Here is a 15402-nt window from a genome sequence, read left to right as displayed (position 1 = left end):
ATAGCTGATACAACAGAGGGGGGAAGTCTCAAAAGTCTGGATCGTGAATTTTCTTTAGGGGGGATCCCATGACCGCACGACCTTCCGGCCCACCTCCAATCGTTTACATTCTTTTGTTCGCGATACTGGGAGGCGGCGGCTGGTATGCCTATCGTTCCGGCCTGTTGGACTCATTCCTGAATAGAGAGAACACGCCTCCTATCCCCAGCCAGATTCCAGCTGCCCGGCCCCAAGCCCCAACAGCGCCCAACCCCCCTCAGGCCCAGGTACCCAACCCGCCTGCCAACGCCGTTAATCTGGATACTTCTCTGCCCAACCCAGCAGTGCTCCAGGTGGATGGCAGCGTCACGATGATCCGGATCGTCTTGGCCCTGAAGGGAGGCTACACCCAGCGCAACCCCGGCATTCCCCTCACCTATGGGATCCCAGATGGCAAGCCCAATGGATCCAATGCCGGCCTGAAGGCCCTGATGGAAGGTCGCATCCAGATGGCCGCTAGCTCCCGCCCCCTCAATGCCAGCGAAGTGCAGGCGGGTCTACAGGCGATCCCGGTGGCCAAAGATGCCCTGGCGGTGGCGGTGGGGGTGAACAACCCCTACAAAGGAGGACTGACGCTGCAGCAATTGGCCGATATCTTCCAGGGTCGGATCACCAATTGGAGCCAGGTGGGCGGCCCGGATCGGCGGATTCGGGTCCTCAATCGCGCCCCCCAGAGCGGCACCTACAGCGTTTTCCAAGAGCTGGTGTTATTGGGGTCGCCCTTTGCTCCCGATAACCCTCCCTACTTCACCACCGCCACAGAAGATGTCACCACCCCGCTGCTGCGGGCTTTGGGAGAAGATGGCATCACCTACAGCACTGTCGATCAGGTGCAAAACCAGCAAACGGTGCGGATTGTGCCCATCGACGGCCAGATGCCCACCCGTGAGGCCATCCAGAGGGGCAGCTACCCCTTGGCGCGGACTGTGTTTTTGGTGGCACCTCAAAGAACCAGCCCTGTGGTGGCCGACTTCATCAACTATGCTCTTTCGGATCAAGGCCAGCAAATCATTGGCCGCACTGAGTTCATCCCCCTCCGATAGCAACCCAAAAATAGCATCTGAGATAGCCGCCGACAGCAAGCGCAGCGATATCTCTGGGCTTTTCCAGAAGACGCCTTCCACCTGCTCCTATTCAAGGCACTTAGTCGTTTCAGGTTAGAGTAAGGCGCCTGAGCTATTGAGAAAAGCCTTTGGCCACGTGCGTTCAACGTTTTAGGGGTGGGTGCAGCGTCCTAGTTTGAATCCAAATGACCCTAGATGTTAGAGAGGGGGCCCTAATTTTCACCAAAGTTCAATTTTTCAGTTCTCTCGGCGCACAGCGCTCTCATGCCACTTGCCCAACACCCTGTCGGATAGAGCACTCAAGGAAATGAAGATCAGGATCCCCAAGCCGGTGACCAAGATCAAGGCCGCAAACATGCGGGGCACCTGCAGGTTGAAGCTGGAGATCAAGATCTGGTAGGCGATCCCGGCCCGCTGCCCGCCAGTACCAGCGACAAACTCCGCCACCACCGCCCCAATCAAAGAGAGGCCACCGCTGATGCGCAGGCCCCCCATGAAATAGGGCATGGCACTGGGTAGCCGCAAGTAGATCAACGTTTGCCAGCGGTTGGCCTTGTACAGTTGGAACAGGTTGAGCAGGTTGTGATCGACGCTGTTCAGCCCCAGAGTGGTGTTGGAAAGAATCGGGAAAAAAGCCACAATCCAGGCGCACACCACCATCGCGGCAAAGGTGTTGTTGCGCAGCCAAATGATGATCAGCGGGGCGATGGAGACAATGGGCATCGTCTGTAAAATCACCGCATAGGGGAAAAAGCTGCGCTCAATCCACTTGCTCTGGGTGAACACAATCGCGACCAAAAGCCCCGACACTGTGGCAGCCAAAAAGGCCACCACCGTAATTTGCACAGTGATCAACAGGGAAGGAAAAAGCGTTCCCCAGTCGCGGATGAGGGTTTGCACCACCAAAATCGGCCCCGGCAAGAGGTAGTGGGGCACTCCCGTTACCCGCACCGCCACTTCCCAGCCCACCAAGAAGAGGATCCCGACGATAAGGGGGGCAATCACTTCCAGATTGAGCCAGCGGCTCAGATTCAACCCCTTCGCGGGCACCCCTGAGCCGGCACTCGGTATGTCTGCCTCATCCGTGGGTTGGGATCCGAGTTTTTCTCCAACTGCGCCGGTCAGCTTGGGCAGAGTCCAATCCGGCCAATGCAGAGGCCAGCCCTCCCCCAAGCCAACAAGGGATCCCAGCCAACGGCGCCATGGCTCGAGAAGCTGGACAAACAGGTCGAACATATCGTGAGGTTGGGGCATCAAGGGACTTACGCAACAGAGAGAACACCGCTAAGCCAGGGATCCCGTCAGCGCAAACGTCCAGCAGAGAGGGGGCGCAAATAGGGGGGATCCTGAGCTGAGCCGTGCATGGCCTCGTGCAGACGGGCCGACACTTCACGGCAGTAGTTGTTGTAAAGGGAAGAGGTGCGAAAGTCTTCCGAGCGGGGATAGGGCGCATCGATGGGAATATCGGCTATCACCCGCCCTGGGCGAGCCGCCATCACCACCACGCGGTTGGACAGGTAGACGGCCTCGTAAATGTTGTGGGTAACAAAGATCACCGTCCAGCGCTTTTCTTGCCACAGCTCCAACAGGTCGCTGTTCAACTTGCTGCGGGTGATTTCATCCAGAGCTCCGAAGGGTTCATCCATCAGCAACACCTGCGGCTTGGTTACCAGGGCGCGAGCAATGGAAACCCGCATGCGCATGCCGCCCGATAGCTCGCGGGGAAAACTGCGCTCAAACCCCCGCAGGCCCACCAGTTGCAGAGCTTCCAAGACATCTCGATTGGCTTTTGGCTTGGGCTCACCTGCCAACTTTAAGGGTAGCCCCACATTGTCCATCACCGTCGCCCAAGGCATAAGGGCCGGTTCCTGAAACACAAAGGCCAACTTGGGTTCCCCTTGGGGAGCATCCTTCTCAAGATTTTGCCCCCATTCGATAGAGCCTGTGGTCAGATGCCCCAGACCTGCCACCAACCGTAGCACTGTGCTTTTCCCACAGCCGGATGGCCCCACCAAGCTAACGAACTGCCCTTCTTGGATGGTCATATTCATGTCCTGCAAAGCCACCGTGCCATTGGAATAGACCTTGCTGACATGGTTGAGGGTGATGACAGGGGCAGGCATGGCTGGCAATTCCCGGAGCAGAGGAAGCACACACTTTCAAAATAACCCTCTCTGCCGCCTCTGCTTGGTAGGCGTAACTACAACTCTTTCCCTCAGAACCGGTTTCCAGAGAGTTTCTCACGGAAAGCTTGCGATGACCCAAATCGGAGCAGCAAGTCGGTATGATGTTGCCGACCACCCTCTGGCCAAGGAACACATGGGATCCCCATTTAAACCGGTTGCAGGTGCTGTTACAGCCCCGCGAGGATTTCGAGCCGCTGGAGTGGCCGCTGGCCTCAAGCCCTCAGGAGCTGCGGATCTGGCTTTGATCGTTTCCGAGTGCGATGCGGTTGGGGCAGGCGTTTTCACCACCAATCAGGTCAAAGCAGCCTGTGTCACCTACAACCAAGGGATCCTTTCCCAGCAGCAGCCGGTGCGGGCCATTCTCTGCAATGCTGGGCAAGCCAACGCCTGTACCGGAGAAGAAGGAGAGCGCAACAACGCCCAACTGGCCCTCTGGGTGGGAGAACGGTTGGGGATCCCGGCCCATCAGGTGCTCACGGCCTCCACAGGGGTCATCGGGCGACAACTGGAAATGCCGAAAATCCAAGCAGCCCTGCCTGGCCTTATCGACAGCCTCTCTCCAGAGGGGGGGGAGAGCGCCGCCCGCGCCATCATCACCACCGACTTGGTGACCAAAAGCGTTGCCCTGCAAGCTGAGATCGACGGGTACACCGTCAGGGTCGGGGGCATTGCCAAGGGATCCGGCATGATCCACCCCAACTTGGCCACGATGCTGGCTTTTTTAACCTGTGACGCGGCTGTGGATCCCCGCCTGTGGCAGCAGATCCTCAAGCAAGCTGCTGACCTCAGCTTTAACCAAATCACGGTGGATGGGGATACCAGCACCAACGACATGCTCTTGGCTCTGGCCAACGGCCAAAGTGGGATCCCAACCCTGCAAGCCGGCACAGAAGCTGCCCAGACTTTGGCGGAGATGGTCAACCAAGTTTGCATTCATCTGGCCAAGGCCATTGCCCGCGATGGGGAAGGAGCTACCAAGCTGCTGGAAATTCGGGTGTGTGGGGCTGTGGATGATGCGGCAGCCCGGCATATGGCCCGTGTGATCGCCAGCTCTCCCTTGGTGAAGGCGGCAGCTTTTGGCAACGATCCCAACTGGGGACGGGTGGCAGCCGCCGCCGGCCGAGCCGGGATCCCCTTCGACAGCCGCCGGTTGGATATCCGTCTGGGGGATTTTCTGCTCATGCAGGCGGGAATGCCCCTGGCTTTCGATCGCAAGGCAGCCTCTGAGTACTTGAAAGGGGATCCGGTGACCTTTACCGTGGATCTCCATCAGGGATCCGGCCAGGGCGTGGCCTGGGGCTGCGATCTCAGCTACGATTACGTGCGCATCAACGCCGAATACACCACCTAATGGGGGATCCCAGCCATGACCACCGAATCGAACGCAAATAACGGCTTTTCTACCGAAGCCCAAGCGGCTTTGGCCAAGGAAGCGAGGCTTTCCCTATCCGGTTGGCAGCAAGAGGTGAGTCGAGGCTTAGAGTTTGGCCTCGAGGCAGCAGCCAGCATCGGCGATCGCTCCATCCCCACCTTTTCCCGTGGCGAATTGCCCCATTATGCCGGCATCAACACCTTCCTCAAGGCTCCCTACCTGGAGGATGTGCGCAAAGTTGGGGAGTACGATGTGGCAGTGGTGGGTGTACCCCACGATTCCGGCACCACCTATCGGCCCGGCACTCGCTTTGGCCCACAGGGGATCCGGCGCATTTCCGCTCTGTACACCCCCTACAACTTTGAGTTTGGCGTCGATCTGCGAGAGCAGATCACCCTCTGCGATGTCGGCGATATTTTTACGATCCCGGCCAACAACGAAAAATCCTTCGACCAAATCTCCAAAGGGGTAGCTCACATTTTCGGGTCTGGCGCCTTTCCCGTCATCCTGGGCGGGGATCATTCGATTGGCTTTCCCACGGTGCGGGGGATCTGTCGCCACTTGGGGGACAAGAAGATGAGCATCATCCACTTCGACCGCCATGTGGACACCCAAGAAACCGACTTGGATGAGCGCATGCACACCTGTCCTTGGTTTCATGCCACCAACATCCGCAACGCACCGGCCCACAACCTGGCGCAACTGGGCATTGGCGGCTGGCAAGTGCCACGGCAAGGGGTGAAGGTGTGCCGGGAGCGGGCCACCCACATCCTCACCGTTACCGACATCACCGAAATGGGCTTGGATGCAGCCGCCGATTTCGCCCTCGAAAAAGCCCTAGACGGCACCGATTGTGTGTACATCAGCTTCGATATCGACTGCATCGATGCCGGCTTTGTACCCGGTACAGGCTGGCCAGAGCCGGGTGGGCTGCTGCCGCGGGAAGCGCTCTACTTGCTCAAGCGCATTGTGCGGGAAGCACCGATCTGTGGCCTGGAGGTGGTGGAAGTCTCTCCCCCCTACGACATTAGCGATATCACAGCTCTAATGGCCACCCGAGTTATTTGCGATACGCTGGCCCATTTGGTGGTATCTGGGCAACTGCCGCGCCGAGAGAAGCCCGCCTACATCCACCCGGAGGCGACGCCAGAAATGGTCGGCGACTGGAGGTAAGAGATGCACGAGACCGACATGACCCGCGCCTTGATCCAAACACTACGTGACTGGTGGCAAAGTCAGCCGGGACAGCCTCAGATCGCTCGGGTGCACCTGGTGGTGGGACAGTTTACCTGTGTAGAGCCGGCCAGCCTAACCTTTGCCTATGCCGCACAAACCCAGGGTACTTTCCTACAGGGATCCCAGTTGGTCATCCGGGAAACGCCGCTCATTGCCTATTGCCATCCCTGCGGCCAAGAATACAAGCCAGAAATAGGCCGGCGCTATGCTTGCCCCAACTGTGGATCCCCGATGGAAGAGATTCGCTCGGGCCGAGAGCTGAAAATTGACTACATCGAAATTGACTACATCGAATGTTCAACAAACTTCACCCCACCGGCGCAACCAGAAGTCGCCTAGGCCGCTCCAAAGCTAAGTCCCAGAAGGACAGCTGCTCCCAAGCTGAGGATGAACATCAAGCCGGCAGGCATTAACGTTCGGGTTTTGCGGTAGCGCAGGGCGAATACGATAGATCCCAGCACTGTCGTCCCCAGGCCCAAGCCCAGCCCCCAGCGGGGATCCACCCCCAGCAGCCCATAGCTGACTCCGCTGAGGGCGGCCCCAACCAGCCCCCCGATGAGAGACTTGGAGCTTTTGCCTTTGCTATAGCCGATTGCTCCGCCCACCAAAAGCAGTGCCCCGTAGACCAGCAAGGTGATTTGTGCGGCCAGCATGATGGGAAAACCTTGTCCTCTCTAGGTTTAATCCACGAGGATATCGCGAATCAAGGGCAAGCGAATGCTGATGTAGCGATTGAGAATTGAGGCATCGACACTGCTGAGGGCGTGTTTTTTCTGACAGGCGCTCAGAAGCAGGTTCACCAAGTCATCGTCACGCTTTGTGAGCCAATCTGGCCTGCCAATCTCGCTGACCAAAGACCAAAACTGGCGTACCATTTCAGGAGTCATGGCATCCATTTTGTGGAGATAGGGGCTGAACTGCAAAAGAATGGTCTAGGCCATCGATTCGATTCTAGAAAAAAGACCTCATCCCCGAGGACAATATTTCAGCTCCGTCACAACTTAGGATAAGATGTTATGCTTTCCCACAAAGCTCAGCAAGCAGTGCCCCTTCTGGCTTTGTGAGGATCTTAGGAAGGTAAACTGGCAACTCCTGACATATATCAACATTAGGCGTTAAAAAACGATGATTCCTGTCAAAATCTCGACATCAGCATCAGAAGGTTCACAAGCCCCCTTATCCAAGCTGTAAGACAGGGAATCTGGGCGAGCAGGGGCTAGCGCAAGGCGTACTGTAACCTATAGGCTCCTTCTTCTCGTGGCTTATGGGTGTTGGCCCGCAGGGTATAAGTGCCGGTGCGGGGCAGAAAGGCAATCATCAGAGCATCGGTTCCACCCCCTTGGTCATCATCCCAAGCCCTGACTTCTCCACTGGGATCCAGCAGCTGCAAAAAGGCATCGAAATCGGAGCTGGTCATGGAAGCGATCAGGATCTGGCCGGCGCGGGCGGCAATGGGATATTCGTCCATCCAACTGCCATCCTCGGGATGCTGAAGGGATCCCTCCTGCAGACGGCCCGATAGGCTTTCCTGCCAATCTACCTGGGTGAGGATATAGGTGAGCCGGTAGTTGCCGGTGGATTCGGGCTCAAAGCTGGTGGCCCGCAGGGTATAGGTGCCTCCCTCCGGCAGACGCACTGCCAACAGGGCATTCACATCCAGGCCAGAGTCATCGTCAAAGCCAATCACCCGCCCTTGACCGTCCACCAGCTCCAGATAAGCATCAAAATCTTCGCTCTCTAGGGCCGCAATCAAAATTTGTCCCGGCTCAGCGGTGACGGGGATCCCATCCCAAAAGCTGCCGTACTGGCGGCTGACTTGATCTCCCACCTCCAGCGCTCCCGTCACGGTTTGGCTGCCTCTCCACAGAGCAGAACGGGTCAGCGCAGATCCCACCGGCAAGCCTCTCTCTCCCACCCGATCCAGCAGCCGACAGCCGCCGGCCAACCCCAATGCCACCAGAGCCAGAGTCAAACGGGATCCCCAACGGCGAGGAGACACGCAAGAACGATACCAGCTCAACATCGGAAGGGATCCCTTTCTAAAGAATGGCAACTGTAGACTGATCCTACCCCCTGATTGATTGAGCGAAAAGTTGGTCAGAGACGACAACTTCTGCCAACTTCGTGCTGAGTTTTGAGGTTGTTGGCTTGCCCCTTCCTTGCTGTTTCAGCCGAGAGCAAACTGTTGGCCTACAGGGTTTCCCAAGCTTGCAAGACGGCTTCTAGGGCCAGCCGCCCATGGTAGAGATGGGTTCCCCCCTGCAAGTAGACGGTGTAGGGATCCCGCATCGGCCCATCGGCAGACAGCTCGGCGCTGCTCCCGGCAATAAAGGTGCCTGCTGCCATCACCACCGGGTCTGCATAACCGGGCATCACCTCCGGAACTGGGGTGAGGTAGGAATCCACAGGAGAACTGTTTTGAATCGCTTGGCAGAAAGCCTGCAGCTTTTGCGGGGATCCCAATTGAATGGCCTGGATGATATCGGTGCGGGGAGTTTGAGGCAGAGGCGAGACCGGGTAGCCCAGATCAGAAAACACCTGCGCCGCCAGATGGGCGATCTTCACCGCTTCGGCCACCATCTGCGGGGCCAAGAACAAGCCTTGAAACAGAAGGCGGTTGAGATCTAGAGTTGCCCCCCCCTCCGAACCAATGCCCGGAGCCGTTAACCGACAAGCGGCTTGCTCCACCAGCTCTGCCCGCCCGGCCACATAGCCCCCTGCGGGAACGAGGGTGCCCCCCGGATTTTTGATCAGGGATCCGGCAATCAGATCTGCGCCCACATGGGTTGGCTCCTGGGTTTCCACAAATTCGCCGTAGCAATTGTCCACAAAAACCACAACTTCGGGGTTTTGCGCTTTGACCATTTGGATCATCTCGGCAATCTGGGCAATGGAAAAGCTGGGCCGCCAATCGTAGCCACAGGACCGCTGAATGTGAACCAAGCGGGTTTGCGGTCTGAGGGCGGTTTTCAGGGCCTGCCAATCGACAGTTCCCTCCCGCAAATCCAACTGGCGGTAACCGATGCCAAACTCCCGTAGGGATCCCCGCCCGGAACCCCGCAGACCGATGACCTCTTCAAGGGTGTCGTAAGGGGGGCCGGTAATCGCCAGCAGCTCATCCCCCGGACGCAGCACCCCAAACAAAGCACAGGCAATGGCATGGGTACCAGACACCATCTGCAGCCGCACCACCGCTGCCTCACAGCCCATGATCTGGGCAAACACCCGATCCAAAACCTGCCGCCCCTGGTCGTCGTGGCCATACCCCGACACCCCGGCAAAGTGATGGGATCCCACCCGCTGGTCGCGAAAGGCCCGCAGCACCCGCGCCAGGTTCTCTCTGAGGGTCTTCTCCACCGCCTGAAACTGCTCCTGTAGAGCCTCTTCTGCTCTGTCTAAAAGCTCTGCCGCCTTCAACGGGATCCCTCCGCCCACCCAGTCTGCCCCACCTTTTGCACACCAAGCTGGTTTCGAGGGTAGCATTTCAGCCACCCCGGAAAGAGTTGGCCTTCTCCCCACCGCTCCTCAAGGTGACTGCAGCGGCAGAACCGAGTTCCAAGTTCTTATGTACTTATGTAGCTCTCCGATAGAAACCTTACAGCATGGAACAGTGAACAACAGGCTTGTCAAAGCTAATACCGACAACAACACCATCTCTCAAGTCGAAAGCCTCATATTGATAAAAAATCGATAAAAAGCTTAATTTATATCAATATCCCTTCATTTTTGCTGTCAATGGCTATCCAATCAAGATGCTGCTAGGCTGTAGGATAATACCAACATACCCTGGAGGAAAGCTGAAGCATCTGGATTGCCGAGCTTATGGGCAATACGGCCCACCTTCAGTCTCTCAAAAACAGGTCAGAGTTAGAGACATTGTTTAACCAACTCAAAATCCAGCTCAGGAAGATTTTTAGCAGGCTAGATCTGTCTATGGGTTTGATGATAGATCTGGCTTTTGACTGAGGAACTTGCAACTTAAACTCTAAAAAACCTTTCCCAAAGACACTCAACACAGCCAATAGAAGTGCATGTCTTGCAGGGCGGGGATCCCGCTTCTCTACAGAGCTCCTGCGATTCGGGAAAATCTGGAATTCAACATCTCTGAAACATTAAGAGAGCCTAAATTTATTCTTAACCTCTGGCAGAGATCCTTGAGCGAGATGTTAACCTAGACTTAACCCAAGAGGTTAGTGCCACTCCCAAAGCCGATCTGCTCACCCTTGATGACAGGGCTCCATTTTTGCCAATTAAAGGGCTGACGTCGCCTGTGAGCTGGGATCGCTTTCCAGAGTTAGAGGGATCCCGGGTGGGGATGAGGCGCTATCTCAGGTATAAACCGACATGACTGGGAGAGTCCTCATGACTAAGCTTGTGATCCAAGGGAAAAACGTCGAGATTACCGACGCCATCCGCAGCTACGTTCAAGAAAAAATTGAGCGTGCTGTCAGTCATTTTGCCCAGATCACCAGTGAGGTTGATGTCAATCTATCGGTAGCCCGCAACCCCCGTATCAGTGCCAGCCAATCTGCCGAAGTGACCGTCTACGCCAATGGCACCGTGATCCGGGCGGAAGAAAGCAGCGAAAACCTCTATGCCAGCATCGACCGTGTGGCCGACAAGCTGGCCCGCAAGTTGCGCAAATACAAAGAACGGAACGGCATTCACCGCGTCCGCCACACCCCCAAAACCTCCGTGGCAGTGGCCCAGCAGCCCGTCACCGATCCGCTAAATACGGAACGGCAAGCGGAGTTACCCGCAGAGGTGGTGCGCACCAAATACTTCGCCATGCCACCCATGACGGTTCAGGAAGCGTTGCACCAGTTGGAGCTGGTGGATCACGACTTCTACGTTTTCCGCAATATCGAAAATGGCGAGATCAACGTTATCTACGTCCGCAACCATGGCGGCTATGGCCTGATCCGCCCCCGCTAAGGCTTGGTGAAGATGCGTGGTGAGCTCTCCTCCCAACTTACTTCTCCAGGATCCAGCGGCACTTTCTATCTGTTGCTACAGCTCACCGATTCTGCCCTGCCGATTGGGGCTTATTCCCACTCCTGGGGCTTGGAAGCTGCCGTTCAAGCGGGTCAACTTCGCGATCGGGCTGGGGTGCAGCAGTACCTGTTGGGGGTTTTGCACATGGGCTTAGCCCCCACCGAGGGCAGAGCCTGTGCCTTGGCCCATCGTCTATCCCGATTGGGATCCGAGTCGGGAGTGGAGAAGCTGCAGCAACAGCTGCAAGCAACCCGTTGGGCGGCAGAGCCGCGCCAAGCCAGCCTAGATTTGGGGAAACGCCTAGCTCAACTGGCAGAACGCACCTGGGGAATCTCTGTCCCCAAGGCAGAGGGGGATCCACTGCATCATTCCGTGGTGTTTGGCTGGATCTGCGCTCAGGCGGGCATTGGGTTGGAAGATACCCTGCGTGCCTTCTTGTTCTCCTCCCTCACTGGGCTGGTCTCGGCAGCGGTGCGTCTGGTACCTTTGGGGCATACCGAGGGGCAAAGCCTATTGGCTCAGTTGTACGAGCCCATCGAGGCAGTGGTACACCAAGAGATCCTGCCGGTTGTGAAGCGGGCCGAAAGGCCAAACCTCTCCCCCAGCTGGCCGGCTTTGGGCAGCTTCACCCTCCTACAAGAACGCGATTGTCAAGTCCACCAACAGCTCTATTCCCGCCTTTTTCAATCTTGAAAGCCGTCAACCCTCACCCCTAAACCCTTCTCCCAGAGGGAGAGGGGAGTTCAGCTAGAAATCGCAGGAGCCCCGCACTGTACCCGTAGGGTCACTGTCGGGAGGAATGCGCTTTGATGAAGTACAATGAACTCATGAGCCAAGTCCTGACCATATCCTGTAAGCTCAAGGCGTCCCCGTCGCAAGCCGCCAAATTGGACGCGACGATGGATGCCTTTGTACAGGCATTGAACTGGGTCAACCAAAACACACCAGAAAAAGTAGTCAACGCAGTCAAACTCCAATCCCTTTGCTACTACGAGATTCGAGCCCGGTTTGGCTTGTCCAGTAACTTGGCTCAACAGGTGTGCAGACGGGTAGCGGGTTCCCGCAAAGTGGCTAAGCAGAAAAAGCGTCCCGTCAAGGAGTTTAAGAGCGGCTTTGTTACCTACGACGCTCGCATCTTTTCGTTCCGTCAAAAAGACTGGACGGTGTCGCTGACCACGGTGGAAGGGAGAGAACGCTTTGAACTGGTCATTGGCAACTACCAGCGTGGGATGCTGGCTGGTTCCAACCCCAAATCCGCCACCCTGGTCAAGCGCAAAGATGGCTCCTACTACATCCAGATTTGCGTAGAGAAAAAACCACCCAAGCAACAAGATACCGACAAGGTGATCGGGGTGGATTTGGGAAGGATAGATATCGCTCATACCTCAGAGGGGAAGAACTGGAATGGACAGCAGTTAAACAAGGTACGAGACCATCACTCGCGGTTGAGGGCGGTACTCCAACGCAAAGCCAGTAAGGGCACCCGCAGTTCGCGGCGCAGATGCAGAGAACTGTTGCAACGGCTGTCTGGCAAGGAGAGACGCTTTCAAACGTGGGTCAATCATCGCATCTCCAAAGCTATTGTCTCTAGGGCAAAAGCTACCAACAGCGCTATCGCCCTGGAAGACCTGACAGGGATCCGGAAAAGAGTCAATCAACAGCCGCGCAGCAAAACCGAAAGGCGCAGGGCCAACAGTTGGGCGTTCTACCAACTACGTCAGTTTCTGGAATACAAGGCGAGGGTTGCAGGGGTTTCTCTGGTTCTTGTGCCGCCTGCTTACACGTCGCAGACCTGTCACAAGTGTTTACACATCCATCCCGATCCTGCGCAATCCTACCGCAGTGGCAAGTCGTTCAAGTGTGGGCACTGTGGATGGGAAGGGGATGCGGATTTGAATGGTGCGAATGTGATTGCGCTCTTGGGGGCTGCCGTAAACCAGCCTAGAGGTCCGGGCTTGTTTTGTTCTCTGGTAGAGCAGAACAGGCTCAGGGCTACTGAAAGCCCGCTCCGTACCGCTTAGCGGTCGGAGCCGGGTAGTTTACTTCTCCTCTGCTTCTCTTGGGCAAAGATGGGTTCGCGCGGCCAGAAGCGCATTGAAAAGCGAAAAGAAGGTGCCCTTACCAAAGAATTGGGTCTAAAGCCCTGCCGTACCGCTATGCAGCTCGCCTTGGCGGGCCTAGCACGGTGGCTTTTGTGCTACACCCTAACCGGCATCGATCAAATCGTTGGATCCCCAGCCAGGGGCAACCTGAGCCGCTCTGAGAATAAAGGCAGCCAGATTTCTCAGGGCTTCGTCGTCCATCCAGGAAGGGGGTACAGGTCGGCATCCATAGCTGGAATCCGAGCCATCGTAGCTGCGGGGATCCCGCTGGTACTCCATCAAGGCTTGAAGGGTATCTCGGGGTGGAGTGGCACCGCGCAAGTCCTTCAAAGAGAGGGAAATGTTGGGAGCCGGCAAAGTGGCACCGCCCACATGACAATTCAAACAGGCGGACTGAAAACGATTTTTGCCGTCCGTGAGCTGCTCTGGGGTAAAGGTGAGGGTATGCCCTGCGGCATCTAGAGGCAATTCCACAGGGCCACTCACCCGCAAATACTGGTTCACGTAAGGATCAATGCGGGCAGCCACCGGACTGGCCAGCCCCAGCCACAACAAAGCTAGGATCCCGACCCAGGCCCAGAGGCGAGACGGGATCCGCCATCTCATAGGCAACTTCTGATCCAGATGCGGCATTAGAGATAGGCTGATAGGTCGCTGTGGCTTTCGCTCTTGGTACCACCCCAGCCGGGAACGGTCTTGGCCTGCACCAGAATGTAGCCCGCAATCAGCTTCAGATCCTCGTCGGTGAGGTTGCGCAGACGTGGATACTCACTGGTGAGCTGGGTGTTGGGGTGATACTCCAACAGAGACTCCACCCCGTCATAGGTGACTGGATTCTTGATGTAATCCACAATCGCCAGCACATTATCCCGTGGGGGAGTTGCCCCCTCCAGATCCGAAAGCTTCAAGCTCACATCCGGGTTGGGATAGGTCTGGCCGCCCACATGGCACTGGGCGCATGCGGTGTTGAATAGCTTCTTCCCTTTGGCCAACTGGGCTTCGGTAAAGGTAATAGACTCAGTTGGCGACAGAGCCACTGCAGGAATATCCCTAGCTGCAAACACTGGAGCCAGACCCCAGCCAAACCCAGCCATCAACGCAGCCAACAGCAGGACAAGCAACCGACGACGCGCTGGCGCAAACACCTTCTGAACAGAAAAAGCTTTGCTAAACATGGTTCTCCGTAGATCAGTCTAGAAAGAGGAGAGGTGAGCTCCACTCCAGCCACAAACCCGACAACAGGATCAAGAATAGACCATTAAGAGATCATTTGCAGATGGGATCCGGGATAGTTTCCCAATGGTTCCATTTGCCTTTGGTGTTAAGTTTGATTACGGAGCTATGGCCTGTTGGGAGTCTGTTGGCCGAGAGCTGACTTGGCCACAGCCCAGTCGAGAGAACTGAGCAGGTAATGAGCAGGTAATATAGAGCTTGGCTTGCTTGCCCGGCAACCTCAGAGCAGGAGAATACGGCAGACTCCGTTCCAGGTTTTCCCCATGTCCTCTATCCGATTCCAGCCGTTGCGGGTGGCTTTCACCTGTGCGGATCCCAGTCAAGTGCAAATGCCCGTTGCCGATTTGCTGGCGGCCTTGCCGGCCTCACCGCTTCTGACCTACACAGACCCGGAAGCAGCGGACTTGCGGGTAGAGCTGTTGCCCGATGCCACTTATCACTTTTACCGGCGGGGGGAAGAGGTGGCTCTGGCGGCCTTCCGGATCCCGGTGAAGAAGCTACTGGCCCTGCCTCGCAAGCTGGTGCGGCTGTTGGAGCACGTGGCTGCTTTTGGTAATCTTTTGAACCTGCAACCTGCCAGCGATGCGCTGAGCAGCATCTTGGAAGTGGAATTTCTCCAACTGGAAACCCCGGCCAGCAGCTCTGCCCCTGCCGAAGTGAGCCCCCTGCCGCGGGATCCCCAGGGACAAGTGCAAATCCAAGCGGGCCGCAACCTGGCCATTGCCCTGAGGAACAGAGCCCCCACCCCGGTGTATGTCTACGTCACCGTCTTTGACGAGCGGCGGTACAGCGTGGATTTGGTTTACCCCTATCAACCGGATCTGCCCGCCCGTTTGCGCCCCAACGAGAGCCTACTGATTGGCTCTGGCCCCCGCTACTTGCTGCAGATGCAACTACCGGAAGGGATGGATGTAGCGGTGGATCGCTTCAAAGTTTGGGTCAGCGGTAGCAGCATGCAGCCGGGCATTATGGTAATGCCTCCCCTGGGGCAACGGCTGGAACCCCCCTCAGAGGATCCCTACGGGGCCGGATCCCGCCTGGATCGAGAAGTGAGGCTGGCCATTCTGGGCAAGGCAGGCAGCACTCCCATGCCGGCTTTTGCCGAGGATCCCTGGTGGTGTATGGAACAAGCCGTCCAGATTGTGGCCTGAGCCGATGCTCTGGGGTGCTTTTCA

At 56.9% G+C, this 15402-nt stretch carries 16 protein-coding genes; 8 read left to right on the top strand and 8 right to left on the bottom strand.

The genetic code is table 11. The features are described from left to right. Positions 1-68 precede the first annotated feature (68 nt). On the top strand, positions 69-1082 hold the full coding sequence (locus ACVWY9_RS03800; RefSeq protein ID WP_457387556.1) for a phosphate ABC transporter substrate-binding protein: 1014 nt from the start codon (positions 69-71) through the stop codon (positions 1080-1082). A gap of 258 nt (positions 1083-1340) precedes the next feature. Here the strand turns inward: ACVWY9_RS03800 and ACVWY9_RS03795 are convergent, their stop codons facing one another. Continuing rightward, positions 1341-2138 (bottom strand): ABC transporter permease, encoded by a 798-nt coding sequence (locus tag ACVWY9_RS03795; protein WP_457387594.1) that lies wholly within the window; start codon positions 2136-2138, stop codon positions 1341-1343. 266 nt (positions 2139-2404) lie between these two features. After that, on the bottom strand, positions 2405-3226 hold the full coding sequence (locus ACVWY9_RS03790; RefSeq protein WP_457387555.1) for an ABC transporter ATP-binding protein: 822 nt from the start codon (positions 3224-3226) through the stop codon (positions 2405-2407). 196 nt (positions 3227-3422) lie between these two features. Between ACVWY9_RS03790 and argJ the strand changes: the two genes are divergently transcribed. The 3 genes from argJ to hypA are packed head-to-tail and all read left to right on the top strand — an operon-like array spanning position 3423 to position 6236. Then, complete coding sequence (gene argJ, locus ACVWY9_RS03785) at positions 3423-4640, top strand: bifunctional glutamate N-acetyltransferase/amino-acid acetyltransferase ArgJ (protein ID WP_457387593.1); 1218 nt, start codon at positions 3423-3425, stop codon at positions 4638-4640. A 15-nt stretch (positions 4641-4655) separates the two neighbouring features. Next, positions 4656-5834, top strand: a complete 1179-nt coding sequence (gene speB, locus ACVWY9_RS03780; RefSeq protein ID WP_457387554.1) for an agmatinase — start codon at positions 4656-4658, stop codon at positions 5832-5834. A gap of 3 nt (positions 5835-5837) precedes the next feature. Then, positions 5838-6236, top strand: coding sequence for a hydrogenase maturation nickel metallochaperone HypA (hypA, locus tag ACVWY9_RS03775; RefSeq protein WP_011434106.1), 399 nt, complete (start codon positions 5838-5840; stop codon positions 6234-6236). Here the strand turns inward: hypA and ACVWY9_RS03770 are convergent. The 4 genes from ACVWY9_RS03770 to ACVWY9_RS03755 all read right to left on the bottom strand — a co-directional run bounded on the left by ACVWY9_RS03770 (position 6233) and on the right by ACVWY9_RS03755 (position 9380). Continuing rightward, positions 6233-6550 (bottom strand): TMEM14 family protein, encoded by a 318-nt coding sequence (locus ACVWY9_RS03770; protein ID WP_011434105.1) that lies wholly within the window; start codon positions 6548-6550, stop codon positions 6233-6235. The genes hypA and ACVWY9_RS03770 overlap by 4 nt on opposite strands. Positions 6551-6577: 27 nt before the next feature. Next, positions 6578-6820 (bottom strand): hypothetical protein, encoded by a 243-nt coding sequence (locus tag ACVWY9_RS03765; RefSeq protein WP_011434104.1) that lies wholly within the window; start codon positions 6818-6820, stop codon positions 6578-6580. Between the two features lie 293 nt (positions 6821-7113). After that, entirely contained in the window at positions 7114-7920 is an 807-nt protein-coding gene (locus ACVWY9_RS03760) for a PPC domain-containing protein (RefSeq protein WP_457387553.1), read from the bottom strand. Positions 7921-8087: 167 nt separating this feature from the next. Beyond that, positions 8088-9380 (bottom strand): methionine gamma-lyase family protein, encoded by a 1293-nt coding sequence (locus tag ACVWY9_RS03755; RefSeq protein WP_414341573.1) that lies wholly within the window; start codon positions 9378-9380, stop codon positions 8088-8090. Between the two features lie 879 nt (positions 9381-10259). Here ACVWY9_RS03755 and hpf point away from each other — a divergent pair. The 3 genes from hpf (at position 10260) to ACVWY9_RS03740 (ending at position 12913) form a co-directional block, all read left to right on the top strand. Then, positions 10260-10832: a ribosome hibernation-promoting factor, HPF/YfiA family gene (gene hpf / locus ACVWY9_RS03750; protein WP_011434101.1), complete on the top strand. Its 573-nt coding sequence runs from the start codon at positions 10260-10262 to the stop codon at positions 10830-10832. 12 nt (positions 10833-10844) lie between these two features. After that, positions 10845-11585: an urease accessory protein UreF gene (locus tag ACVWY9_RS03745; RefSeq protein WP_148202769.1), complete on the top strand. Its 741-nt coding sequence runs from the start codon at positions 10845-10847 to the stop codon at positions 11583-11585. A gap of 134 nt (positions 11586-11719) precedes the next feature. Further along, positions 11720-12913 carry an RNA-guided endonuclease InsQ/TnpB family protein gene (locus tag ACVWY9_RS03740; protein ID WP_457387592.1) on the top strand — a complete coding sequence of 398 codons (1194 nt, stop codon included), beginning with the start codon at positions 11720-11722 and terminating at the stop codon, positions 12911-12913. Between the two features lie 183 nt (positions 12914-13096). Here the strand turns inward: ACVWY9_RS03740 and psbV2 are convergent, their stop codons facing one another. Then, the gene (psbV2, locus tag ACVWY9_RS03735; protein ID WP_414380910.1) at positions 13097-13600 is read right to left on the bottom strand and encodes a photosystem II cytochrome PsbV2; all 504 of its coding nucleotides are present in this window, start codon (positions 13598-13600) and stop codon (positions 13097-13099) included. Between the two features lie 26 nt (positions 13601-13626). Next, on the bottom strand, positions 13627-14169 hold the full coding sequence (psbV, locus tag ACVWY9_RS03730; protein ID WP_457387552.1) for a photosystem II cytochrome c-550: 543 nt from the start codon (positions 14167-14169) through the stop codon (positions 13627-13629). Positions 14170-14490: 321 nt separating this feature from the next. Between psbV and ACVWY9_RS03725 the strand changes: the two genes are divergently transcribed. Further along, positions 14491-15378, top strand: coding sequence for a hypothetical protein (locus ACVWY9_RS03725; RefSeq protein WP_457387551.1), 888 nt, complete (start codon positions 14491-14493; stop codon positions 15376-15378). The last annotated feature ends 24 nt before the right edge of the window (positions 15379-15402 follow it).

Source organism: Thermostichus sp. OS-CIW-31, assembly GCF_054060305.1.
This window is presented reverse-complemented; position numbering and strand designations above follow the sequence as displayed.